At 41.3% G+C, this 26204-nt stretch carries 21 protein-coding genes; 14 read left to right on the top strand and 7 right to left on the bottom strand.

All coding sequences use genetic code 11. From position 1 onward, the window contains the following. Positions 1 to 158 precede the first annotated feature (158 nt). From P7J58_RS04405 to P7J58_RS04390, 4 genes are all read left to right on the top strand, one after another. Positions 159 to 602 carry a MerR family transcriptional regulator gene (locus P7J58_RS04405; RefSeq protein ID WP_044758488.1) on the top strand — a complete coding sequence of 148 codons (444 nt, stop codon included), beginning with the start codon at positions 159 to 161 and terminating at the stop codon, positions 600 to 602. Further along, entirely contained in the window at positions 599 to 1513 is a 915-nt protein-coding gene (locus P7J58_RS04400; RefSeq protein WP_408555757.1) for an amidohydrolase family protein, read from the top strand. The genes P7J58_RS04405 and P7J58_RS04400 overlap by 4 nt, the downstream gene beginning before the upstream one ends. Next, positions 1514 to 2173 carry a putative quinol monooxygenase gene (locus P7J58_RS04395; protein ID WP_408555756.1) on the top strand — a complete coding sequence of 220 codons (660 nt, stop codon included), beginning with the start codon at positions 1514 to 1516 and terminating at the stop codon, positions 2171 to 2173. It begins immediately after the preceding gene. A gap of 62 nt (positions 2174 to 2235) precedes the next feature. Further along, on the top strand, positions 2236 to 3369 hold the full coding sequence (locus P7J58_RS04390; RefSeq protein WP_408555755.1) for a low temperature requirement protein A: 1134 nt from the start codon (positions 2236 to 2238) through the stop codon (positions 3367 to 3369). Between the two features lie 34 nt (positions 3370 to 3403). Here the strand turns inward: P7J58_RS04390 and P7J58_RS04385 are convergent, their stop codons facing one another. From P7J58_RS04385 to P7J58_RS04370, 4 genes are all read right to left on the bottom strand, one after another. Continuing rightward, positions 3404 to 3928, bottom strand: a complete 525-nt coding sequence (locus P7J58_RS04385) for a hypothetical protein (RefSeq protein WP_408572559.1) — start codon at positions 3926 to 3928, stop codon at positions 3404 to 3406. 293 nt (positions 3929 to 4221) lie between these two features. After that, positions 4222 to 5103, bottom strand: a complete 882-nt coding sequence (locus P7J58_RS04380) for a hypothetical protein (RefSeq protein WP_408572558.1) — start codon at positions 5101 to 5103, stop codon at positions 4222 to 4224. A gap of 12 nt (positions 5104 to 5115) precedes the next feature. After that, positions 5116 to 5976, bottom strand: a complete 861-nt coding sequence (locus P7J58_RS04375; protein ID WP_408572557.1) for an ABC transporter ATP-binding protein — start codon at positions 5974 to 5976, stop codon at positions 5116 to 5118. 2 nt (positions 5977 to 5978) lie between these two features. Next, positions 5979 to 7196 (bottom strand): hypothetical protein, encoded by a 1218-nt coding sequence (locus P7J58_RS04370; protein ID WP_408572556.1) that lies wholly within the window; start codon positions 7194 to 7196, stop codon positions 5979 to 5981. Positions 7197 to 7686: 490 nt separating this feature from the next. On the opposite strand from P7J58_RS04370, the gene P7J58_RS04365 reads away from it, so the two are divergent. From P7J58_RS04365 to P7J58_RS04330, 8 genes are all read left to right on the top strand, one after another. Continuing rightward, positions 7687 to 8559, top strand: coding sequence for a helix-turn-helix domain-containing protein (locus P7J58_RS04365; protein WP_029188482.1), 873 nt, complete (start codon positions 7687 to 7689; stop codon positions 8557 to 8559). Positions 8560 to 8784: 225 nt separating this feature from the next. Beyond that, positions 8785 to 9120 (top strand): helicase BlpT, encoded by a 336-nt coding sequence (locus P7J58_RS04360; RefSeq protein WP_099811220.1) that lies wholly within the window; start codon positions 8785 to 8787, stop codon positions 9118 to 9120. 222 nt (positions 9121 to 9342) lie between these two features. Then, complete coding sequence (locus tag P7J58_RS04355) at positions 9343 to 10044, top strand: ABC transporter ATP-binding protein (RefSeq protein WP_099811223.1); 702 nt, start codon at positions 9343 to 9345, stop codon at positions 10042 to 10044. An 11-nt stretch (positions 10045 to 10055) separates the two neighbouring features. Beyond that, on the top strand, positions 10056 to 13421 hold the full coding sequence (locus P7J58_RS04350) for an FtsX-like permease family protein (protein ID WP_408555750.1): 3366 nt from the start codon (positions 10056 to 10058) through the stop codon (positions 13419 to 13421). 171 nt (positions 13422 to 13592) lie between these two features. Continuing rightward, entirely contained in the window at positions 13593 to 14900 is a 1308-nt protein-coding gene (locus P7J58_RS04345; RefSeq protein ID WP_408555749.1) for a hypothetical protein, read from the top strand. 75 nt (positions 14901 to 14975) lie between these two features. Further along, a complete protein-coding gene (polA, locus tag P7J58_RS04340) occupies positions 14976 to 17612 on the top strand; it encodes a DNA polymerase I (RefSeq protein WP_408555748.1) in 2637 nt (878 codons plus the stop codon). Positions 17613 to 17624: 12 nt separating this feature from the next. Further along, positions 17625 to 18380 (top strand): glucose-6-phosphate isomerase, encoded by a 756-nt coding sequence (locus P7J58_RS04335; protein WP_408555747.1) that lies wholly within the window; start codon positions 17625 to 17627, stop codon positions 18378 to 18380. 119 nt (positions 18381 to 18499) lie between these two features. Beyond that, a complete protein-coding gene (locus P7J58_RS04330) occupies positions 18500 to 18937 on the top strand; it encodes a CoA-binding protein (RefSeq protein ID WP_014636445.1) in 438 nt (145 codons plus the stop codon). 325 nt (positions 18938 to 19262) lie between these two features. On the opposite strand, the gene P7J58_RS04325 is transcribed toward P7J58_RS04330, so the two are convergent. Continuing rightward, the gene (locus P7J58_RS04325) at positions 19263 to 20105 is read right to left on the bottom strand and encodes a DUF975 family protein (protein ID WP_408555746.1); all 843 of its coding nucleotides are present in this window, start codon (positions 20103 to 20105) and stop codon (positions 19263 to 19265) included. 319 nt (positions 20106 to 20424) lie between these two features. Between P7J58_RS04325 and tgt the strand changes: the two genes are divergently transcribed. After that, positions 20425 to 21567, top strand: coding sequence for a tRNA guanosine(34) transglycosylase Tgt (gene tgt / locus P7J58_RS04320; protein ID WP_408555745.1), 1143 nt, complete (start codon positions 20425 to 20427; stop codon positions 21565 to 21567). Positions 21568 to 21606: 39 nt separating this feature from the next. Here the strand turns inward: tgt and P7J58_RS04315 are convergent, their stop codons facing one another. Continuing rightward, complete coding sequence (locus P7J58_RS04315) at positions 21607 to 22692, bottom strand: M24 family metallopeptidase (RefSeq protein ID WP_408555744.1); 1086 nt, start codon at positions 22690 to 22692, stop codon at positions 21607 to 21609. Positions 22693 to 22901: 209 nt separating this feature from the next. Between P7J58_RS04315 and ccpA the strand changes: the two genes are divergently transcribed. Then, complete coding sequence (gene ccpA / locus P7J58_RS04310) at positions 22902 to 23906, top strand: catabolite control protein A (RefSeq protein WP_004298830.1); 1005 nt, start codon at positions 22902 to 22904, stop codon at positions 23904 to 23906. A 428-nt stretch (positions 23907 to 24334) separates the two neighbouring features. Here ccpA and P7J58_RS04305 read toward each other — a convergent pair whose 3' ends face one another. Further along, positions 24335 to 26092, bottom strand: a complete 1758-nt coding sequence (locus P7J58_RS04305; protein ID WP_408572561.1) for a Spy0128 family protein — start codon at positions 26090 to 26092, stop codon at positions 24335 to 24337. Between the last annotated feature and the right edge of the window lie 112 nt (positions 26093 to 26204).

Raw genomic sequence — 26204 nt, 5'->3', positions numbered from 1 at the left:
CCTAGACAATGTCAACGAACATCCAGATTATGAAGCAGCTTTGGAGGCTGTCAAGTAAAAGAATATATAACGGTGTCTGAACAGGCATCGTTTTTTGTTTTTTATATTGACTTATAGTGAACTACAAGTGTTATAATGGCATACAGGAGGTGCAGACCATGGACAAACTCGGCTACACGATTGCGGAAGTCAGTCAAAGATACCAGATCAATAGTAATACTCTGCGTTATTATGAACGAATTGGCTTACTGCCAGATGTTCCAAGAGCAAGCAATGGACATCGCTATTTTACAAAGGAAATCCTGGCTTGGCTGGAGATGATTATCTGTTTGCGTCACTCAGGTGTCAGTATTGAAACGCTGACAGAGTATGCTTCCTTGTTGAAGGAGGGAAATAGTACCGTTAAGGAACGGGAAAACTTGTTGCGGGAGCAGTTGACAACTCTCTATCAAAAGCAGGCCAACCTCCAACGCTCCATTGACCGCTTGGAGAAAAAAATAGCCTTATATGAATCAGGTGAGATTGAACAAGACCTTTCCTACTTTGAAGACTATGCGATTTTATCCGATGAAAAGGACAGTTGGAAGGAGATAGATGTATGAAAATAGATGTATTTGCCCATGTATTGTTGCCCCAGTTTTACCAAAAAATGTCGGCCCTTGATCCAGCCTTGCCTCAAAAAATGCCTTTTTTACAGAATCCTATCCTACAAGATATGGAAAAAAGGCAGGCTCTGCAAGATCCAGCTGTCAAACAGATTATTTCATTTGTCAATGTCAATCCAGAAGATTATCTGGAAGCTGATCCAGCCCTGGTTTTAGTCCAAGAAGCCAATCAAGAACTCTTGGAAACTGTTCAGGCCTATCCAAATCAATTTTTTGCTGGTGTGGCCATGCTGGTCCTGAACAATATTGAGGGAAGTCTGGAAATTTTGGAAGACTTTGTCGCTAAAAATCCTGAAATTGTTGGTGTACAGCTGTTTTCAAGACACCTTGGCCTGTCCATTGCAGACCAGAGCTTTAGACCAATCTTCGCTAAATGTGAAGAATTAGATATTCCTATCTGGTTGCACCCTGTATTTGATAATCGCAAACCAGATAACAACATTGTTTTTTCATGGGAATACGAGCAGAGTCAGGCCATGCTGCAATTGGTTCAGGCTGGTATCTTCCAAGATTATCCTAATCTGAAAATCATTATTCATCATGCAGGAGCCTTAGCGCCTTTCTTTAGCGGACGGATTCAGTACATTTTGCCGGAAAAACAGGTGGAGGACTTCCGCAAATTCTATGTGGATACCGCTATCTTAGGTAATCCAAAAGCTCTAGAATTAACCATCGATTATTTCGGTTTAGACCGTGTTCTCTTTGGAACAGATGCTCCTTTGGGTATTGCACCTGCAGGGGCTACGCAGGTCATCTCAGAAGCTATTGACTCTCTGCCCTTATCTCAAGAGGACAAGCAGGCCATTTACTCTGAAAATATCAAACTATTACTGAAGGAGGCAAAATAGATGAGTAAGCCAGTTGTTCATTTATTTCATCTGGGAATTGATGAGAAAAATCGTGATAGTTTTTTTCAAGTTGGTGTGAAGAATTTCCAGACCTCTTATGAAGAGGAAGCAGGTACTCTTGCCATGTACGCCAGTTCTTTAAAGGGAAATTCGTTGGAGTACAAAGTTTTTGAGGTCTATGCAGATGAAGAGGCCTACCAAATGCATCGGAATTCTCCGCACTTTAGAGCCTATGTAGAGCAGGTGGGGGCCCAACTCACCAAGCGGGAAGTCTTTGAAGTAGAAGCCTTGTTTTTGGAGGAAAAACTGCCGTCGGGTATCTGGTTGGAAGCAGAAGACCATTTCCTAAAATTTGCCCAGCTTCAAGTGGAAGCGGGGAGTGAAAAAGCCTATGAAAAAAGTGTCCTGCGGAATATGCAAACTTCTATAAAAGAAGAATCGGGTGTTTTAGCCATGTATGCCGCCAAGGACAGCCAGCAATCAAATCGTTATTATTTCTACGAAGTGTATGTGAGTGCGAAAGCCTACGAAGACCACCGATTGACTCCGCATTTTCAACGCTATATTTCAGAAACACAGGATATGGTGGAAGAAAAAATCTTACAGGACTTAGAAAACAGTATCGCCATCTCGAAAGGGCAGTTGGCTTTTTCTAGCTAATTTGTATCCTCTAACTTTCTGTGCTATACTGGTGAAATGAAAAAGTTTTAACAGGAGATTCTATGCCCTTTATCAAGCATAAAAAGGTCGAGTTGACCGAATTATTTTATGACTTAGTCTATGTTTATACCATCAGTCAGCTGACTTCAATCATTCACCATGCCCATCACGGAGTCGTCAGTCTCCAGTCCCTTTTTAACTTCTCAGTTGGCCTGATTATTTTTGTTAATTCCTGGATGGTGCAGACAGTCTTTACAAACCGTTTTGGAAGTAACAGCTTGAGAAATATCATTTTTATGTTTTTACAGATGATTTGTCTTTTGGTGGCATCAAGTGCAGTTGCAGGAGATTGGCAGACTAGTTTTGTATGGATTTTTCTACCCATGGCCATTATTTCCTTGCTACTTCTGGTCCAGTACGTCTTAGAATATCTCCAGACTTCAAACGATGCGGATCGGAGTTTGATGAAGCAGTTTTTCTATATCCTAGGTTTGCGGTCTGTCATGCTCTTTCTTTCCTTATTTTTCCCGTATGAGATAGGTATGTGGATTGCCTTGGTCGGTATTCTCTCGACCTGGTTGCTACCTGGATTGCTCAGCGATCCCAACCGTGGCTTTGTTTCGGCTGACTTGAATCCAGTAAATTTTCCACACTTGATGGAGCGCTTGTCGCTCTTAGTGATTATTACTTTTGGCGAGTCTTTGATTGGAATTTCAGAGCATTTCAGTCCAGAGAATTTTTCTTGGGAATCCATTGCGATTTTCATTACTCTGACAAATCTTTTCATGGTCTATATTGTAGAAGTGGACCACCTGCTTGATGTAGAACGGGAAGAAACTGGGATTCGTGCCATTTATAGTCACTACCCCATACTCTTTGGGCTCAGCTTGATAACCATAGCCCTCTCATTTTTGGGAAATGGTGACATGAATGCCCAATACACCGTCTTTTATTTTTACGGTGGTCTAGTCCTCTTTATGCTCGGACTTCTTCAGCACAATGCCTACAACAAGCAAGGCAGAATTCTAACCAAGCAGTTTCATATTACCCAGCTCCTACTCATCAGTATCGGCTTTGGAATTAGTCTGTTAGTCTTTACTCAGTCATGGAGTTGGTTGATTGTGACCAGCTTGATCGTGACTAGTCTGACGATGCTTGGTTTTGTTGGTTTTAACATTGGTCATTCGGCAGAATAACAAAATCCCACTCCAATCGAAGTGGGATTTCTGCTTACTGACGCTCAATGGTCAGGCTGATTTTGATGATTGGTTTGCCTGGCGTCCGCTTGGTCCACCAGTCTTTTATGTGGAAATAGCTGAGCAGGGCAAGCAGGATTGGATAGGCAGTTGACCGGACACTGACAAGTGTATGTAGTTTTGAGACTTGAAGCACCAGTGATTCCTTGGTTGCCAAAAGGATGCTCTTATCACGAATATAGTCTTGAATGCTGTCAAACAAGGCTTGCACATTACCGATTTTTGTCAGAGGAGTTTCAGCTACGATGGATTGAATATCCGTCCCAATCGCCTGAACATCCAGTTCTTGTATGACTTGGACAGTTTTCCATAAGTCCAGTCCAGTCGAGAGACTAGTCACCAAACCAAAGACAATCAAGCCGATTGAGCCCCAGAACAAGAGGCGGTAGCTCCAAATAAGAAGCTTGTTAACCTTGCCATCCATGAGTTTGAAGGCCTTGATGAGCTTGCCAGTTAGGACATAGAAGAGAATGATTTCTACTAGGCAGATGAGGACCATGACAATAAGGGGGATAATTGCCCGACGTACCCAGCCCTGTATCAGCTGGTCTTGGATTAGATTGCTGATGTTTTCCAGGTCAAATTGGAAGAGGCCTTGAATTAGCTTGTTAAAAAAATGGTACTTGGAAGAAGAAAATCAACCAAGACAGAGTCAGATAGATTGCACTCCAAGTAAATGAAGATAGGGATAATTTTTTCACTTTTTCATGCCTTTCTTATGCTAACGTTTGCATAAGAAAGGCATTGCAACATATGTTCAGTTTTAAGTCTAGTGACTGGCTTGCTTTCGGCCTATTTTCGCTTATATCTCTGTAGGATTTTAGCAGTTGCTAATCGGATAACAGCCAGATAGAAAACGGTCACACCAGCCATTTCTAGTAGGAGTTTCTGCAACTGCTTCCCTACTGTTATGGTAGACTGAGGATTTGTGCCAATCAGAATGGGATAATGTTCTTGGAAGGTAAATTGGAACTGATGTGCCAATAGAAGGAGCATGAAAAGCATGAGGGCATAGATAGCAACTTGGAGGAGAAGAGCAAGTTGGGTCAGGCTAGTGGCATATTGATCAGGGGATAGTCCGTTGATAAAGAGGAGACCACGATGTTTGGAAAGGTCGGTCAGCAGGAGCCAGACTAAGAGACAGCAGATGACGAGAGGAATCATATAGTTACTAGCTGGAAGAACTTGTAACAAGGTCAGATAAACATCCTTGGGAGCAGTAGGGTAGTGAAAGGAAAGAGTTTGCTCTAGAACTTTTTTATAGACTGTGATACGTTCTGCCAGTTCGCTGTTTGTAAAATGATTGATATTGTGCCCCTTTGCCTCCCAGTTTTGCATGGTCTGGTAGAGTTCTAACTCCGTTTCCAAGACCTCCTGACTTTTTCCTTGGATATGTTCCTTTTCTAAGTAGGTGGTCGTCAGTTCCAAGAGTTTTTTATAATAATCCATGCTTTCCTGGTCTAAGGCTAGAGCTTCATTATTATCAGTATATAAGAAGGATTCCGCTTCTTTTTTGACTTGTATGATGCGGGTTCGGTCCTCAAATCGCAGGTTTTCGGCCTCTAGGACATTCCGATAGGCCAGAGCAAGTGGGATAAGAGCCACAGCAGTCATGAGGGCTAGAAAAATAGCATTTCGTTTCAGTCGTAGAATGAAAAGGAGCAGTAGATTCATGGTCAAGCCTCCCTATTCAAATAGTTCTTTATAGATTTCTTCGGACTGGTGCTCCTGAATGCTAATATCCAAAATTTCTACCTGACAAGTCATGAGCTGGTCTAGATAGAAATGCAGACTGTGAACACTGGTGTCTACCTGAATGCTATCATTGGCCAAAGTCAGTCCCTTCACTTGCACAAGTTTCTGATAAACTGCCTGATTGTCACTAGTCTGAATGGCATATTGTCGCCCAACCTGTTCCAGTTTCCACTCAATGATTTTTCCCTGTTTGAGAAAGAGCAACTGGTCGGTTAGCTGGTCCACCTCGTTTAATTGGTGGGAAGACACGATAATGGTTGAACCATTTTGGGCTAGTTTCTGGAGCAATTTTCTGGTCTGGATGTAGCTGGTCGGGTCCAAGCCGTTCAAGGGTTCATCCAAGAGCATGACCTGGGGCTTGTTCATAATACCGATTGCCAGCAGGAGATGTTGTTTCATTCCCAGGGAATAATTTTTGACAGGGATCTTCACATAATCACGGATGCCGATTTCTTGGATGACTTCCTCAATCCGCTCTTTTGGTAAACCTTGGATAGTCTGGACCAATCGCAAATGCTCCAGCCCAGTCAATTCAGGGTAGAGGACACGGTTGTCCTGCAGGTAGGCAAAGGTTTGGTAGACATTTGGATTATCATGCTTTTTGCCGTTTATAGAAATCTCTCCCGAATCAACGGTTTGCAGGTTAGCAATGCAGTCTAGGAGGGTTGTCTTTCCAGAACCGTTTGGTCCAATCAAGGCCCAGATTCCAGGCTCTACCAGTTCTAGGTTTAGCTGGTCAAGTATCTTCTTTTTCCCGTAGGATTTGCATAAATTGTGAATGGATAATCGCATGGTTAGACCTCACTTTTTCTTGTCAGGAGATAGAATTGCAGGCAATAGATGAGCAGGTTACTGATGAGCAGGACTGTAAAGACTTTGGGAATGCTGTATCCTGTTAATTGATGGTAGATGATAGCACTTCCGTCCGCCAGATTGCCTGCCTTCCATAGGCTAAATGGATTGAAGATATGGGGATAGAAGTTGGCAGAGATGACAAGTCCTAGTGTGACAACTAGTCCAGCCAGGCCATTTTTTAAGACTCTAGCCAAGGTCTGTGCTACTCCCAGCAAAAATAGAAGGTAGAGATAGTGCATGCCACAGGCCAGTAAGATGACTTGGTAAATAGGTTTGATAGCTGTTTGGATCAGGCTGAAATCAATTCCCTTACTGATATAGGTGGTGACGGGATAGATCCAGCTACTATTTCCATTTAGTAAAAAAGCGATGAGCAAATGGCTCAGATAGAGGGTTAGAAAGAGGGCAGTATAGAGTGTTAGGAAGGCTAGGTATTTATTGGTTGTAATTCGGATTCTAGTCAGCCCTAGGGTCTGTAAAAGGCGAATCTGCCGGCTAGTTCCCTGCTGGTCTTTGATGAAAAAGTTGGTGAAAGTTAAGAGAAAGAGAGGAAGGGTGATGACCAGACCCAGCTGTTTTTGCCCTTGCCAGATTTCATGACTGGTTCCCTTTAAGGCCTGCTGGCCCCGGCTCTTGACAATTTCTCTGTCTGTTGGTGTTTTGGGATTCTCAAAGGCTGTCAGGTAAAGCTCAGTTGGAAAGGCAGAGGGTATCTCCTTTTCTAACAGATATTTGGAAATCAAGAAGGTATTTTCGATGGTTTGTGGGGTAAATTCATAGCTTCGGTAGGAAAGGCTGATATACTGTCCATCCTTCTGATAGTGCTGGATATTTTTCTTATAAAAATAGGTCCAGTCCTCCTGTTTGACCGCCTCAATCTCCTTTTGGTGGTTGGCAATATAGTCTGTAAAGAATGTTTTTTCAGCCTGGTAATCCTCTTCGCTGAGGGCTTGATTCTGATACTGTGTTTCTAAATCTTGTATGATATTTTCAAATTTTTGAATGTATTGTTCATAGTTCTGGATGACATTTAATTTGGCTTGGCGATTTTGGTAGCCTGCTAGAAGGGAACTAGCTAGAATCGTCATCAGCATGACCAAGATAGCGACCAAGTTTTTCTTGCTACGGAAAAATAGCTTTCCTTCAATTTGAAACATAGATACCTCCAAAAGAGAAGAGATTGTAGGGGCAGGTATTAATTTTTATCTAGAGATAGTTCCTGAATAGTAGGCTAAGTAATAACCGTCACTAGTTTTTTGATAATCGGTTAAGCGTAAATAACCAGAATATCTTACACTGTCTCGAAATTCTGCATGGTGTCTGGTTTGAGTTAGATTACGAACTACAAAAAATTTTCTGTTAATGTAATAGGAACGAGGGATTGCTGCCACTCTTAGCGAGGTTTCAGCATTTACAGATAGAGTTGTAGTTGTTACTATTGGGCTAATGATAGATAGTAGCAAGGCTGAACGCAAAACAATTTTTCATGTTATATTCTACATTTATTTATGGAAAGCCTCTTCTCTACATACTATTATATTAATTTTTCAGACATAGTCAATATAAAAAATGAAAATTTTAATATAAAAATGATGATATTCATTTTAAAATAGAGTATAATATTCTTAAATAAATTTGGAGTATGTTATGAATAGTATAAGTGGTAGTCGTTTTAAGCAACGAAGAAAAGAACTTGGACTGACTCAGAGTGCCTTAGCTAAGGATATTTGTGAGCAGAGTTTGATTAGTAGAATTGAAAATACCAACCTTTCTCCCTCATCGGAAATCCTTTTTCTACTGTCTAATAGGCTGGGTGTGACCATGAATTATTTTTTTGAGGAATTTGTTCAAGAAAGTAGGCATAGTATAGGAAAAATACGAACTATTTTCTCCCAACAATTGCTTCTCAGAAATTATGAAATTGTAGAGCAATTGTATGTGAAAGAGGTGGAAAGCAGGCACTTATTGAATGAGGAAGATAAGGCTTATTTAGATTATATTTTTATCTTGGTTCAATTTTACTTATACAATGAAAGGGATTTTGCGACAAAAGAGTTTGATAGACTAAGTGCCATTATCGCTCCTCATTACTATTTTTATTTAGATTTTTTGAACAGCTACGCCAGTTTTCTAGGTGAAGTTGGTGAAGATGCCAAATATATGGAGTTGGTCAGCAATGTAAAATCAGAGGTGAATAAGCTTGATTTATCAATCAATGCTGACTTTCAAGCCTATATAAAGATTGGTTACAATTATGCTAGATTTCTTCTAAAACGAAAACAGACGAACTTAGCTTTAGATGAAGTGACAGAACTGATTAACCAATTGAATGCTTATAATAGTAGTTTTTTATTGCCAGATTTACTATGTTTGTTGGGGAATATCAGCAAAGGCTTATTGAGAGAAGATGAAGTTTTAGATCTGTATGAGCAGGCACTAGTTTTATACAAGTTACAAGGAAATACAAAGTTATATTTGTCATTGAAGAATTTTTTAGTAACAATGGGTAAGGAAATATAGTGAAAAATTAGTTATATCAAAAAGGAGGTATGTATGAAACGGATAGTTACAATGATTTGTCTACTTCTCGCAATCGCAATAGTAATCATTCCCCTTAAACGAACCGTTACGAGAAGTTCTGATGGATTTGATCCTGGGGGAATTAATATTATGAAAAAATAAAGAACTTGAATATCTTTATTAAATTTGATATACTAAATTTATCAAAAACAAGGAGGGTCTTTTATGGAAAAGACACAGATTATTCAAGACGTTTTGGCTCTCATTCAAGACTTGAATCGGGCCTTCCAAGCAGATAAAGTAGGAACAGCTGATGAGCAACGGTTCCAACATAATTTGACAGAGACGACACGCATATTGTCGGAGGCTAAAATGGTTACCAATACAGAACTGATTGCGATTGAGAAATTTTATCGTTCGACCAGTTTTCTAGTTGGACTGGGCGACCTGCGGTTGAGTGAGACTAGCAGGCAGGTTTGGCAGGCCTTCGATCGCTATTACTACCAAACGATCAGAGAAGAACTCAAACTCTATGGTGGCTCTGCCATTGCCCAAGTATAATAGATGTTAAGGGAGTGGGACAAAAATCGGTAACCCGCAGGGTTCGATTTTATCGTCCCACCCCCGCACAGTTGAGTAGGGCTGTAAAAGCTGATAAAATCAGCTAATTAGAGCCCACTCAACCACTGCGTCAAGTTTAACTATTGAAAAAAACTAAGGAGGCCAGGACTTTTGTCCCAGCCTCTTTATGTTATAATATTACTAAGAAAAGCGAGGTGTACCATGTCCTATATCCAAGTAAAGAATTCTTCGAAATATTATCAGATGGGGGATGCGACCATTGTGGCCAATGACAGCGTGTCCTTTGAGATTGAACAGGGGGAGCTGGTCATCATTCTTGGCTCATCTGGTGCGGGCAAATCCACTCTGCTCAATATCTTGGGAGGCATGGACAGCAACGATGAGGGGGAGGTCTGGGTTGACGGTGTGGACATTGCCAAGCTGTCAAGTCATGAACTGACCAATTATCGTAGAGACGATGTGGGTTTTGTCTTTCAGTTTTACAATCTGGTTGCCAATCTGACCGCCAAGGAAAATGTGGAATTAGCTGCAGAAATCGTCAAGGATGCCTTGGATGCTGAGGAAGTCTTGGAACAGGTCGGACTCGTTCACCGAATCAATAATTTCCCTGCTCAGCTTTCAGGCGGTGAACAACAACGTGTGGCCATTGCCCGTGCCGTTGCCAAAAAGCCTAAAATTTTGCTTTGCGATGAACCAACTGGCGCTCTGGACTACCATACAGGTAAGCAGGTCTTGCAAATCCTACAAGATATGTCCCGCACACAAGGGGCGACGGTGATCATCGTTACCCACAATAGTTCCCTAGCCCCTATTGCAGACAGGGTCATTCGAATGCGGGATGCCCGTGTGCATTCGGTCGAGCTGAACGCAGAACCGCAGGATATTGCTAGTCTAGAATATTAGTGGGTGAAACTATGAAAAAGAAAATCTACTGGAAGGATATGAGGCAATCTCTGCTTTCTTCCAAGGGGCGTTTTTTGTCCATATTTAGCCTGATGATGCTAGGAGCTCTAGCTTTGACAGGTCTGAAAGTAACAGCTCCCAATATGGAAAAGACGGCCCAAGCCTATATAGCCAGTCATCGAACGATGGATTTGGCGGTAATTTCAAGTCTGGGACTTAGTCAAGCTGACCTTGACGAATTAGAAACGATAGAAGGTGCTACTCTTGAAGCGGGCTACTTTAAAGATGTGATTACTAATGAAGGCCAGACTGCAATTCGGTTGTTTTCAGCACCCAAGACCCTATCGACCTATAAGCTAGTAGCAGGGGAAATGCCCAGCCAAAAGGGGCAAATAGCCCTATCAGCTTCTTTAAAAAATCGTTACAAATTGGACGATACATTTCAAGTAACCGAGCCTGACAAGGATGGCACCATCCTGACCCAAATCACCTTTAAAGTTGTGGGCTTTGTCGCATCAGCAGAAATTTGGGACAATGAAACCATGGGCATGGCTGCAAGTGGTGATGGGCAGTTAGGTGGCTATGGCCTTGTTAGTCAGGATACCTTCAAATCAGAAGTTTACACTATTGCCCGTATTCGCTATGATGATTTGGTTGATTTACCATATTACAGTCAGGCCTATCAAGATAGGTTGGACCAGCACCAAGAAGACTTAGAAAAGTTATTGGCTAACAATGATGAACAACGATTGGCAACTATTCAGTCAGATGGACAGACAGATATTTCAAAAGGGGAAGAGGAAATTGCTCAGGCTCAATCCCAGCTGGATCAAGCAGCAGGAGAATTGGCATCTGGGAAAGACCAGCTCGCAAGTGGTCGTAGAGAGTTTGCGCGTGGTAGGGCCAAACTAGTTCAGTCGGAAATGGAATTGCGAACCGTCCTTGCTCAATTATTACAAACCAAGTTTCAATTGGATGAAAGTAAAAAAGAGTTGGACAGCCAGAAGGATAAACTAGACCAAAGCAAATCTTTTTTGGATGTAAGTCACGAGGGACTACTTGAAACTGCTCAACGCTTGGAAAGTGCCAAACAGCAACTGGATTCCCAAAATGCCCAACTGAGTCAGACCGCATCTCAGATTTCCACAGGGCGAGCTAGTTGGTTTCAAGCTCAGAAAGAGTTAGACCTTGAAATTGCCAATCACTTGCAAGAAGGTCAAACCCTCTCAGACTATCCTGACTTATTGGCTAGACAGGAAGGTTTGGATGTTGAGAAAAGCCGATTAGACCAAATGGAATCTGCACATGAGCAGGCCAACCAAGCCTATTTACAAGGTTATGATTACTATCAAACCAAACAAAATGAATACAATAGCAATCTAGCCCAGTACCAAACTTGGAATCAAGAATATCAGGCAGGTTTGGCCCGTTATCAAGCAGGTTTGAGTCAGTATGAACAAGGCATTGCAGCCTACAATAAAGGAGTAGAAGACTATGAATGGGGACTGAGTCAGTTAGAGTCTTCAAATCAACTGCTCCGTCAGGAAGAACTCCGTTTGGAGGAGGCTGATAAAGAGTTAAGTCGAGCTCAATCCCAATTTTCTGAGAAGAAAGCCACGGCCGATCAAGAAATTAGCCAAGCTCAAACCGAGATTGCTCAGGCTAAATCCGACTTAAGTAAGCTGGAAAAAGCGCCCTATCAGGTCTATACTCGATCAAGCCTACCAGGTGGAGATGGCTATACTACCTATAGCAATGCGACTAGGTCTATTGCAGCAGTGGGCAATGTCTTCCCAGTTGTTCTCTACCTTGTCGCAGCTCTAGTGACTTTTACCACCATGGCCCGTTTTGTCGATGAAGAGCGAACACAGTCAGGTCTCCTCAAGGCCCTTGGCTATACGAATAGACAGATTATGGCTAAGTTCATTCTCTATGGTTTGGCGGCAGGTCTGGTAGGAACAATAGTCGGTATAATAGCAGGCAATCTCCTCTTGTCTCCACTTATTTCTAATATTATTACGCAGACAACCGTGATTGGGCCAGCTAAACTTCATTTTTATCCCCTTTGGACAGGTTTAGCTTTGCTCCTGTCTTTGGCTTCCTCGGTCCTGCCAGCTTACTTGGTGGCTCGTCGGGAGCTGACAGAAAAACCTGCTCAGCTACTTTTACCTAAGCCACCGGTTACAGGCTCCAGTATTTGGCTAGAAAAATGGCCAGCTATCTGGTCGCGTCTAAGTTTTACCCATAAGGTGACAGCCCGCAATATCTTCCGCTACAAGCTTCGTATGCTTATGACCATCTTTGGAGTAGCAGGGACCGTCGCCCTTCTTTTTGGAGGACTGGGTATCCGTTCCTCTATTTCAGGAGTTGTCCAACGACAGTTTGGGGAGCTGATCCATTATGATATGTTGGTGGTGGAAAATAGCAGAGCTACTGAGGAAGAGTTGGATAAGTTAACACATTTTCTTCAGTCAGATCAGGTTCGCCAATCCTTGCCAGTGGCTTTTGAACAGCTCAGTCAAACAGTGAAAACTAGTGGCCAGAGAAAAAATATTTCCATTGGACTGTATATTTCAGACCGTCAGGACTTGGGAAATCTAGTCAGTCTTGAAAATTCTTCTGGTAAAGCTATCCAGCTGAGTGACAGGGGGATTGTCCTCACAGAAAAATTGGCGCAAATCTACGGGGTCTCTGTTGGTGATAAGTTATCACTGACCTTGGAAGATAAGGAAGTTTCAGTCAGGGTAGAGGCTGTAGCTGATATGTACGCAGGGCATTTTATCTATATGACCAGAGGCTACTACGAACAAGTGACCAGCAAGCAGAAGACTGCCAATGCCTATTTGGTTCAGTTGAGAGACAGTCAGTTGGGGCATATTCAGACTCTTGCAAATCAACTCCTAGCGATGCCAGCAGTCAGAAGTTTGGTTCAAAATACTTCTCTTATAGACATGCTTACCACGATTGCGGGCTCGCTTCAGACCATCATGACCATTCTAGTCATCCTATCCATCTTGCTTGGCTTGGTTATACTTTACAACCTTACAATTATCAATATGTCCGAACGGATTCGTGAAGTATCCACCATCAAGGTACTGGGCTTCCACAATAAAGAGGTGACCATGTACATCTATCGTGAAACCATTGCCCTTTCGCTGATTGGTATGTTGGTTGGACTGGTTGGCGGTATTTATCTCCACAAGCTCCTTCTTGCCATGATTGGTTCGGACAGTATCCGATTCAATCCATCTGTCGGACTAGAAGTCTATCTCATTCCTATCTTAGCCATTAGTGGAATTTTGGCTGCTCTTGGTTGGTACGTCAATCACCATCTGAGAAAGGTGGATATGCTGGAGGCCTTGAAGTCGGTTGATTAAAACAGTCTGGGAATAGACTGTTTTAACCCGAGCCTTGAAATGGGAGAGCGAGGCACAGTCTGGTTTTGGTAGGAATTTTAAAAAGAGAACGACAGTCTTGCGATTCAAAAATCCTAGTGTATCTAGGATTTTTCTGTAAAAACAAGTCTAGAAGTATGCTATAATCATCTCATGAAAAAAATAAGTGATTTAGGATTAACAGGTCGAAAATTAGTTGGAGAAGGTCTAATCTTAGTCTTCATCGGTATTGGATTTTTAATTGCTGGTTGGCAATTTCCAAGACTGATTCTTCGATTTGTTCACGCAGGTCTATTCTTTTTAGCTTTATATGAATTGAGCATGATATTTTTCAGAAAGAAGAAATCGAGTGAAAGTGTCATTGCGCTAGTTGGGAAGGCTGTTCTTTTCGGGATCCTAGCCAGTCTCGATTTAGCTGTTCAAATTCCCCTCTATTTCGCGGCTATTTTTGTTGGGATTTACCAGCTTTTTACGGCAGTCATTAATTTTATTACTTTTTACCTATATCGAAAAGATGGGGTACAGCCACGGATTCGCTATTTAATAGATGGAATTTGGTTATCCTTACTAGGTTCAGCTTCCCTATTTGTGTCAGGCACACAGCTGGTTGTTCAAACCATTGTCATCGGAGGTTATCTGGTCTTGTACGGACTAACTAATCTGCGTGATGGCTTCTTGTTTGAGGAGGCTATTGAGCAACAAAATCTTAAGCGCCATGTCCGTTTGCCCCTACCTTTATTTTTAGCAGCTTTGATTCCTCGTATGACCCTGCAAAAAGTCAATGATTACTTGGCGGATAATAAGGGACAAACGGCTCAGTCTATCTACAACCGCCACAAAGAAATTGCGGAGCTTCCAGCATTAGAAGTCTTTGTACACGTTGGGGAAGAAGGGTTCGGAGCAGTTGGACATGTTGATTTGAGTTACAAAGGACAGGTTTATGGTTATGGTTCATACGATGTCCTGTCTGAGCGTTTGGGTGGTGCGATTGGTGATGGAGTCTTGTTCAAAGCAGAGCGCCAAGCCTATATTGACTTCTGTAATCAAGAAGGAATGACTATGTTGGGTTATCAGCTAAGCCTGACACCTGAACAGGAAGAAGCAGTTGAGGCTCGATTGGCTGAAATTGATAATCTGCTCCTACCTTGGAATCCAAGTCCTGAAAAAGTATCGAAAACGGCAGACGGCCAGCCTATCGAAATGTATGCCTACCGCATGAAAGAGGCAATTGGGGCAGCTCTTTTCAAATTTAAAAAATCAAAATTCAAAACCTACTTTGTCCTCTCAACCAACTGCGTCCTTTTGGCTGATTCAGTAATCGGTCAAGCAGGAACAGATGTCCTAGGCTTGCGCGGTTTCATTGCTCCAGGAACCTACCAATCTTACCTAGATCAAGAATATGAAAAACCACATAGTTTAGTAGTCGCAAAGAACATTTATTATCGAAAAGAGAAATCCTAGTCACTGACTGGGATTTTCTATTATTTCAGCCCTCCCTAGTCCACTAAAACATACGTTTCATGCTATAATAGAGACATGAAAAAAAATAAATTATTATTAATCGATGGCTCTTCGGTAGCCTTCCGTGCTTTCTTTGCACTTTATAATCAAATTGATCGTTTTAAGAGTCCGACAGGTCTTCACACCAATGCTATCTACGGCTTCAATCTCATGCTAGACCACATGATGAAGCGGATTGAACCGACCCATATTCTCGTGGCTTTTGATGCTGGGAAGACCACTTTCCGTACGGAGATGTATGCAGACTATAAGGCAGGTCGTGCCAAGACTCCAGACGAATTCCGTGAGCAGTTTCCTTTTATCCGTCAGATGTTGGATGCCATGGGGGTCAAGCACTATGAGCTAGCTCAGTACGAGGCAGACGATATTATCGGTACCTTGGACAAAATGGCAGAGCGGACAGACATTCCTTTCGATGTGACCATTGTCAGCGGTGACAAGGACTTGATCCAGCTGACTGATGAGAACACCGTAGTCGAAATTTCCAAGAAAGGCGTAGCCGAATTCGAAGAATTTACCCCAGCCTACCTCATGGAAAAAATGGGTATCACCCCCGCTCAGTTTATCGACCTCAAGGCCCTCATGGGCGATAAGTCCGATAACATCCCTGGCGTGACCAAAATCGGTGAAAAAACAGGCCTCAAACTCCTGATTGAACATGGGTCACTGGACGGCATTTACGAAAATATCGACAGCATGAAGGCTTCTAAGATGAAGGAAAACCTGATTGCTGATAAGGAGAAGGCCTTCCTATCTCGTACACTTGCTACCATTGATACTCAGGCACCAATCGAAATTGGTCTGGATGACATTGTTTATCAAGGCCCTAAGGTAGATGAACTGGGACAATTTTATGATGACATGGGCTTCAAGCAATTAAGGGCTCAGTTAGGTACGACCAGCTCGCAAGAGGAAGCGGTACTCGATTTCCAAATCGTAACGGAAATCAGCCCCGCTATGCTCGAAAAAGACCAGTTTTTCTATTTTGAAATCTTGGGTGAAAATTATCACCGAGAGGATTTGGTTGGTTTAGCTTGGGGGGATAAGGAGAAAATCTATGTCGGAGGGCCTGAGCTACTTGATAGTCCAGTCTTGCGTGACTTTTTAGAAAACCAAACCATAAAAACCTATGACTTTAAGCGTGGAAAAGTTCTTCTCGACCGAAAAGAGATTACGCTACCCCCAGCTACTTTCGATAGCCGTCTAGCCAAATACTTGCTTTCCACCGTTGAGGACAACTCCCTAACAACCATTGCCAACCTCTATGGTCAGACCAGTCTTGTTCCAGATGAGGCAGTTTATGGCAAGGGTGCTAAGTTAGACTTGCCTGAACGCGAGGTCTTTTTCCCGCACTTGGCACGTAAGGTTCAGGTTTTGATTGAGACAGAAGAGCCGATGCTGACCAAATTAGAAGAAAATCAGCAATTAGATCTTTTGTTTGACATGGAGTTGCCACTGGCAAATGTTTTAGCTAAGATGGAAATTGCTGGTATTAAGGTGGAAGCTGAGACTCTCAAAGCTATGCAATCTGAAAACGAAGTTTTGATTGACCAGTTGACCAAGGAAATCTATGAACTAGCTGGTCAGGAATTTAATATCAATTCGCCTAAGCAGCTTGGGACCATTCTCTTTGAAGATATGGGTCTACCGTTGGAATATACCAAGAAGACCAAGACAGGCTATTCAACAGCAGTGGATGTCTTAGAACGCTTAGCGCCAATTGCACCAGTTGTTTCAAAAATCTTGGAATACCGTCAGATTACCAAGCTTCAATCAACTTATGTAGTCGGCTTGCAGGATGCCATTTTAGAAGATGGTAAGATCCATACCCGCTATGTACAGGATTTGACACAAACAGGTCGCCTATCTTCGACGGACCCTAACTTGCAAAATATCCCTGTTCGTCTAGAACAAGGGCGCTTGATTCGTAAGGCATTTGTGCCATCGCTTGAGGACAGTGTCCTCTTGGCTTCGGATTATTCCCAGATTGAATTGCGCGTCTTGGCTCATATTTCTAAGGATGAGCATTTGATTGAGGCCTTCCAGCAAGGTGCAGATATTCACACTTCGACAGCTATGCGGGTCTTCGGTATCGAAAAAGCTGAGGATGTGACACCAAATGACCGTCGGAATGCCAAGGCTGTAAACTTCGGTGTTGTCTATGGTATTTCAGATTTCGGTCTATCCAATAACTTGGGGATTACACGTAAGGAAGCTAAAGCCTATATCGATACCTATTTTGAGCGCTTCCCAGGAATTAAGAATTACATGGAAACCATTGTTCGTGAGGCACGTGATAAGGGGTATGTAGAGACGATTTACAAACGCCGTCGTGAATTACCAGATATAAACTCTCGCAATTTCAATGTCCGTAATTTTGCGGAACGAACAGCCATCAACTCACCAATTCAAGGTTCGGCTGCAGATATTCTCAAAGTAGCCATGATTAATCTTGACAAGGCTTTGACTGAAGCAGGTCTTGCGACACGTATGTTATTGCAAGTACACGATGAGATTGTTTTGGAAGTCCCAGTGGCAGAGCTAGAAACGGTAAAAGCCATGGTAAAAGAGACCATGGAATCGGCGATTAGCCTGTCTGTACCATTGATTGCGGATGAAAATGAGGGACCGACATGGTATGAAGCTAAGTAAGAAAGGAAGAGTATGAAAAAAATAGTTCTTTGTATTGGTCTATGTAGTCTTCTGCTCGCAGGTTGCGGAAAAACATCGCAGAAGGCAGAGAAAACACCAGCTTCTTCAGGGGAAGAGTTTTCAACCACTTTACCGATTTTGCAAGAAAAGCAGGATACTACGAACGAACAGTTCAATGTTTTAGCAAATGCAGAGCTTGTAGCTGTTAATAGTACACCACCTGCTGACGAAACACAAAAAGGCCACAAGATTTATGCGGCCAATAATGGTGTTGCTGAAAAAGATGAAAATGGGAATATCAAGGAATATTTCCGTTATTATGATGTGCCATCTACTTGGACAATTAATGCAGAAAATACTAAGGATGAGACGGTCGCTGCAGTCTATGATGTTAAAGAAGGTTCCAGCAATTACATGGTTCAACTCTATAATATCAATGCTTTTAATCAGTCTCCATTGGAAGACGGTCGCAATATGACGCCGGAGGAATTAGAAGCACGGATGCTTGAAACAAATCATTCTTTCAGTGAAAAGACGGTTGTCACAATCAATGGTCAGGAATGGCAGGTTGGGCGACAGTTATTAACAGATCAAAAATTAGCTCGTCTGACTTTTTATCGGATGGAATCAACAGCTGCTTATGATGACTCCGTGGTTGTGGGTTCAATCTATTATTCCTTAGATCCAGGAACCGATAAAGATCGGACCAACCTTAAAAAGGTTATCGGCCAAGTTAAGGATGTCGTGTACCAAATTGCTAAAAAATAATCAAGGTAGACAAGCTATAATCAGTAAAGAGTTAAAACTGACAAGATTGTGTTATAGCACACCTTATTCATTAAGCTTTTATTGATTCTAACATTTAATATACATTAAAGGAGGTCTCTATGTCTTATTCCTTCCAAAATCCTAGTCAGGACATTATCTTTGACTATCTGAAAAATGCTAAGACCATTGCAGTGGTCGGTTTGTCTAGTCGAGAAGAGACAGCAGCCTACCGCGTTTCCAAGCTCATGCAGGAAGCGGGCTATAAAATTATTCCAGTTAATCCCAAGGCTGCTGGTGGGACTATTTTAGGCGAGTTGGTCTATAGTAGTCTAGCAGAGATTGACCAACCTATTGATATTGTAGATGTTTTCCGCAGAAGTGAATTTTTACCAGAGGTAGCACAGGAATTTATCCAGTCGAACGCCAAAGTTTTCTGGGCTCAATTGGGTTTAGAAAGTCAGGAAGCAGAAAAACTATTGCGTCAGGCAGGTCGTAACGATATTGTCATGAATAAATGTATCAAGATTGAATATCTTGAAATGAAAGAACAATACTAATAGAGGGTGGGAAGACGAACTCTTTTAGACTGGTCGAGTTCTTTCCCACTCCCTTTTTTCATCGAAAAAGCAGTTCAATGAACCATTGAACTGCCGGATGACTCTAAGGAGGAGCACTTAGAATTGGAACAAATTACTACACATGGCGTAAAAAATAGAAAGGAAGAAATCTGCTCCAATACCAAGCAGGCTAAAATAGTCCTTTGTCGCTCCTCAGTCATAGTATAACACAATCCAAATGTTTTTACCAATTATTACTATATTTTTTTATTAAATATAGACATAAAAGTATATATAAAAATAAGAGCAGATATCGCTCTTATTTTTATACGTAACTCATTTTCTTAGCCTGATCATCTAAAATTTCTTCATGGAAGTGCATTTGTGCAGCATAGTGATACGGCCATACATATAAGCCAGCCAGGCCAAACGTAATAATGACAAGAAGGAACCAGCCAATGAAGGATAAATCAAGTGTAAAGCGTTTAAACTTGTAACCTTTCATCAACTTTCGACTAGATTTAATGATTGAAAAAGCACCTGTATATTCTTCGCGTTCCAATTGTTCAAACAAGATATATTCTACCTGTGAATAAGCATAGAATTGTGGAATATAAAGAGCAATTCCTAAAACCATAAGTAGGATACCTCCCATGGCCATTAGCCCTAGTATGGCAAGGATTTCCATAGGAAGTGCATCAGGGTCCAAGGATTGACTGGATGCAGCTATGATTGTAATCATCGTTCCAGCACCGATAAGTAAACCAATACCAAGGTAAAACAGTAGTCCCCAAAGGAAGAGCAAGAAACTTTTTAAGATATAGGTTCGAAAGATTTTCCAGAAATCTTTATGATTGAAAATCATCAGCACATCTTTAAATGATGTGGAAGTTTTTACCCCTTTGATAAGATGAAATATAGTGCATATAATGGATAAGTGCAGTAGTCCTAATAGCAATCCGTAAAATAGTGGAAACAAGGAGGTAGAAATAAAGTAGCTAGGACTAGCAAGTTCCTCAGCTGTTACTCCAGCAAGGCTATTGCGAGAGAAAGAAATTAACTGAACGATAACAGAAATAGTGACGGGAATGACGGCCACTTGATAGATACCAGGTGTCTCGTTTAGTGTTTGGCGAGCCCGCTCACGTATATTAGAAATTGTAAACATCTACATAACCTCCTTGCTGAATATTGTAACATAATTCTAGATGACAAGCTAGGCTTTTTTTGATAGACTGGAAGGTGCTGTGGTAATTTGTCAGTTTGTTGTGATGCGCCTGTCTATTTACTATTAAATAAGTAGAAGACAAGGTAAATATCGCTGAGATAAGCGAGAACATTAAAGACATTCTGATGGATTAGACCATGCAAGATTGAGAAACTGTATTTCCAGGTAAAGTGCTTTTATGGATGATATGAAAGAGCTGAACTGTGAATCCAGAACTAATATCCTAGGACTGTTTTTCCTAGCGGGAGGTAAATAAAACATGACAGATGTTCCAATCAAGTATCGCTTGATTAAGAAAGAAAAGCACACAGGTGCACGTTTGGGCGAAATCATTACCCCACACGGGACCTTTCCAACTCCGATGTTTATGCCAGTTGGAACTCAGGCAACGGTAAAAACCATGTCGCCTGAAGAATTGAAGGTGATGGGTTCAGGAATTATCCTATCGAATACCTATCATTTGTGGCTTCGTCCAGGTGACGAATTGGTGGCGCGTGCAGGTGGTTTGCACAAGTTTATGAATTGGGATCAACCGATTTTGACTGACTCAGGTGGTTTCCAGGTTTATTCTTTGGCGGATAGTCGCAATATCTCAGAAGAAGGAGTGACCTTCAAAAACCATCTCAATGGTAGTAAGATGTTCCTGTCACCTGAAAAAGCTATTTCCATTCAGAACAATCTTGGCTCTGATATTATGATGAGCTTTGATGAGTGTCCGCAGTTCTACCAGCCTTATGACTATGTAAAAAAATCCATCGAAAGAACAAGTCGTTGGGCAGAACGTGGTCTCAAGGCTCACCGCCGTCCGCATGACCAAGGTTTATTTGGTATTGTCCAAGGTGCTGGTTTTGAAGATCTTCGTCGCCAATCAGCCCATGATTTGGTTAGTATGGATTTTCCAGGATACTCTATTGGAGGATTGGCTGTTGGTGAAACACACGATGAAATGAATGCTGTACTGGACTTCACGACCCCTCTTTTACCGGAGAATAAACCACGCTATCTCATGGGTGTTGGAGCACCAGATAGCTTGATTGATGGCGTGATTCGTGGGGTTGATATGTTTGACTGTGTATTACCAACACGTATTGCGCGTAATGGAACCTGTATGACCAGTCGTGGACGTCTTGTGGTGAAAAATGCTCAGTTCGCTGAGGACTTTACACCGTTAGATCCAGAGTGCGATTGCTACACATGTAAAAACTATACACGTGCGTATCTCCGCCATTTACTTAAGGCCGACGAGACGTTCGGTATTCGTTTGACAAGTTATCACAACCTCTACTTCTTGATTAATTTGATGAAAAATGTCCGTCAAGCAATCATGGATGACAACCTTTTGGAATTCCGTCAAGACTTTATGGAAAAATATGGTTACGGTAAAAACGGTAGAAATTTCTAAACAAAATGACCTCCTACAAAATCGTAGGAGGCTTGTTTTTTACCCTTCAAAATACAGTAATTCTTTTGGTGTTTTTGTAAAGACTTCAAAGCCATTTTTGGTAACGTAACCACAATCCTCGATACGAACACCAACTTTTCCAGGAATGTAAATGCCAGGCTCGACAGAGAAACACATACCTTCTTCGATGACCAAATCATTGCTTTCCATAATCGATGGGAACTCGTGGACACTCATTCCCAAACCGTGACCGAGTCGGTGGTTGAAGTACTCGCCATAACCTGCTTTTTCAATCACAGAGCGAGCGGCATAGTCAATCTCGCCAGCAGTCACACCAGGCTTAATCATATTGACCGCGGCCATGTGAGCCTCCAGAGTCAAGTTGTAAATATCTTTTTTAAACTGATCAGGTTTACCGACAGCGACAGTCCGTGTCATATCAGACGTATAACCCAAAGTTTCCACGCCTAGGTCGAACAATAGCAGAGCGTTATTCTCGATTTTGTTTGTTGAGGGAATACCGTGTGGATTTGCAGCATTGTTACCTGTCAAGACCATGGTCTCAAAGCTCATTTTTGAGATGCCCTGTTTTTTCATCTCAAATTCAATCTGAGCAATAATATCAGTTTCAGTTACGTTGAGGGAGATATTGTTAAAACCAACCTGCATAGCCTTATCCGCAAACTCTCCAGCAACCAGCATTTTTTCAATTTCATCACGAGACTTGATCAATTTCATAGTATTAATCAGAGGCGTAATGTCTGAAAATGGTTGGCTAAAGATAGACTGAAGACCATGGTAGCGGGTTAAATTCAAATTATCAAATTCTGCACCGATTGCTGAGAAAGATTTTTGTGGCAATTTGCTCTTGATAATCTGCCATGGATTTTCTGAGTCCATATAGCCGGCTACAGGAAAGTCAACAGTCGCAACCGCACGCTCTACATCCAAGGCAGGGAGAAAGAGTAGTGAGTCGTGGTCAGGCATAACAAAGAGCATCATGTGGCGCTCATGAGGATCGCTATGATAGCCAGTCAGATAATAGATGCTAACTGGATCAGAGAAGATGGCCAAGTCCATTTTGTTGGCTTCTAAGTAGGATTTAACATGATGTAATTTTGACATAGTGGAGACCTTTCTAGCATGTAGTGGTAAAAAAAGTGAAAGTTTCGTTTATTATATAGACTATTGTTCCAAAAAATGAAAAAAATTGCAAGTATTATCAAAAAAATGGCGTTTTTCTCTTGAAAGTGGTTTCAAAAAGTGATACACTATACTTGAGTGAAAGCGTAATTTTCATAGAACTAGAACTATTGAAAGGGAGTACATAACGTATGTTAAACACTGACGATACGGTAACGATTTATGACGTTGCCCGCGAAGCAGGTGTATCCATGGCGACAGTATCGCGCGTGGTAAATGGGAATAAAAACGTAAAGGAAAATACTCGTAAAAAAGTATTAGAAGTCATCGACCGTTTGGATTATCGTCCAAATGCTGTTGCACGTGGATTGGCCAGCAAGAAGACTACCACTGTGGGGGTTGTGATTCCAAATATTGCTAATGCTTATTTTGCAACCTTGGCCAAAGGTATCGATGATATTGCCGATATGTACAAATACAATATCGTCCTAGCAAATAGTGATGAAAATGATGAGAAAGAAATCAATGTAGTAAATACCCTATTCTCAAAACAGGTGGACGGAATCATTTTCATGGGCTATCATTTGACAGACAAGATTCGTGCGGAGTTTTCACGCTCACGTACACCGATTGTTTTAGCTGGTACCGTGGACTTGGAGCACCAATTACCTAGTGTCAATATTGACTATGCTGCCGCTAGTGTTGATGCAGTCAATCTGTTAGCTAAGAACAACAAGAAAATTGCCTTTGTATCAGGGCCGCTTGTAGATGACATCAATGGTAAAGTTCGTTTTGCAGGCTACAAACAAGGCTTGAAGGACAACGGAATAGAGTTTAACGAAGGATTGGTTTTTGAATCCAAGTATAAATACGAGGAAGGCTACGCTCTAGCAGAACGTATTTTGAATGCAGGAGCAACTGCAGCTTATGTTGCAGAAGATGAGATTGCTGCTGGTCTATTGAATGGTGTCAGTGATATGGGCATCAAGGTTCCAGAAGACTTTGAAATCATTACAAGTGATGATTCCCTAGTGACCAAGTTTACCCGTCCAAACCTGACCTCTATCAATCAGCCACTTTACGATATTGGTGCGATTGCTATGCGCATGCTTACCAAAATCATGCACAAGGAAGAGTTGGAAAACCGTGAGGTAGTTCTTAACCACGGAATCAAAGTACGGAAATCAACTAAGTAATAAATATGGGAGTAGCCGGATAAGATATCTTATTACTCCGCCCCTCACTCTATCAAACATTATAATCATTTAGTTTATCTTTTATTGCTTCGACGAGCGAGGAAATATTTCCAACCTACAGCCTTTAGGCTGTTATAGCAACCTGTAGCTATTGAGGCAAACTTGCTTCGACTTATCTCCAGCCTTCAAAGGTTCCCCGAATCTTTGAAGCGAGTACTAAAAGCAAACGAAATGGCTATACTAACCGAAAACTAAAAGATTATAAAAAATAAATATAAAGCCCTCGCTAGATGTATAAGCTTAGCGAGGGCTTTGTGGTTGATTTTAAGTTTGTCACACGCTGTAAGTTGTGGAGATGTTGATGCGAATCTAGAGAAGCAGTACTGGGCTTTTTCTCATCCTTTAGAACTGTATCAGTTAGGTGATTATTATAATTTACGTTTACGTGTAAATAACGCAATTGCAAGCCCGATAATACCACTTGTCAATAACCATAAACTTCCTTTCTCACCAGTTACTGGTAAGATTTGCTTAGCAGTTTCGGTTTTAAATGTTGAAGTCTCCTGCTTGTCTGTTTTTTCAGTTGTTGGTTTAGTGTTTGAATTTTCTTCGACTGTACCATTTTGGTTGTTCTCATTAACAGGTATCTGTTTTTTAGAGGTTTCGATATTTTCCTTCTCTTTATTAGCCATTTGCTTTTCAGGTGTTACGGCATTGTCCTTCTCATTAACAGGCATCTGTTTTTCAGAGGTTTCAACCTTATCGTTCTCTTTATTAGCCATTTGTTCTTGAGGTGTTGCGACCATGTCGTTCACAATGCTTGGCTTCTGTTTTTCAGAGATTACAACTTCATCGTTCACTTTATTGTCTGTTTGCTTTTCAGGTGTTACGGCATTGTCCTTCTCATTAACAGGCATCTGTTTTTCAGAGATTACAACCTTATCGTTCTCTTTATTAGTCATTTGCTTTTCAGGTGTTACGGTATTTTCGTTCATAACACTCGTCATTTGTTTTTCAGAGATTACAATATTATCCTTCTCTTTATTAGCCATTTGCTTTTCAGGTGTTACGGCATTGTCCTTCTCATTAACAGGCATCTGTTTTTCAGAGATTACAACCTTATCGTTCTCTTTATTAGTCATTTGCTTTTCAGGTGTTACGGCATTTTCGTTCACAACACTCGGCATTTGTTTTTCAGAGATTACAATATTATCGTTCTCTTTATTAGTCATTTGCTTTTCAGGTGTTACGGCATTTTCGTTCATAACACTTGGCATTTGTTTTTCAGAGGTTTCAACCTTATCGTTCTCTTTATTAGTCATTTGCTTTTCAGGTGTTACGACCATGTCGTTCACAATGCTTGGCATCTGTTTTTCAGAGGCTTCAATATTATCCTTCTCTTCATTAGCTATTTGCTCTTTAGGGGGTTCGATATTTCCCTTCTCTTTATCGGTCATTGCTTCCTTAGAGACTTCATTATCAGTAATAACGCTATCCGTGGTTGGCGCTATTAACTTCCCAGGATTCAAAATATTCTCGAAGATTTGATCGCTATTTTCATAAGTCACTGTTGAGACTAGTTGTCCGTGATTGTTATCTTTCACAGTGACAGTGGCCTTAATATCTGATTTGTCATAGATAATATCGCCAAGTCCACCATCAACTTCTGAAACAGTGTAGGTATAGGTTCCCTCTTTTGTAAATGTTAGGGCACTAAAGTTTACAGAACCATCTGCTTGATTGCTTACCTTTTCGATTTCATCGCCTTTTTCATTTTTTAAAACAAATTCGAATTCACCGGTGTTTAAGGTACGTCCCTCGAGGACTTTTTTTATCGAAAGACTAGCAGCAGCTGGAGCAGGTGTATAGAAATTGTTAAAGACATTGTCATCAGCAATAAATTCAATCATTGCCTGTAATTGTCCGTTGTTTCGATCTTCTACAGTTATTTTTGCTACAATATATTTTGAATCATACTCAACACCACTAAGCTCATTTTTTACTTCTGAAATTGTATACCAATATTCGCCGGGCTTATCGAATGATAGATTTTTAAATCTAACTTGACCCTCTTTTGTATTTTGAGTTGTATCAATAAGTTTCTCACTATCCACTTCTCTAAGCTCAAATTTAAATTCATTTTCTAGAAGCTCACGACCAAATAGACAATATGTAAAGACCCCCAGTTGAGAATTCGTGGATTTACCTGTACACTAGAATAAAAAAAACAATCAACTTCTAACAGGAATTACCACACTCAATTGGAGGTCTTATATGTTTCATTTTACCACACTTTTC

The sequence above is a fragment of the Streptococcus suis genome (assembly GCF_046032535.1).
In the GTDB taxonomy this organism is placed as follows: domain Bacteria; phylum Bacillota; class Bacilli; order Lactobacillales; family Streptococcaceae; genus Streptococcus; species Streptococcus suis_AK.
The sequence above is the reverse complement of the archived record's forward strand: the minus strand, read 5'-3'. Positions and strand labels throughout refer to the sequence as shown.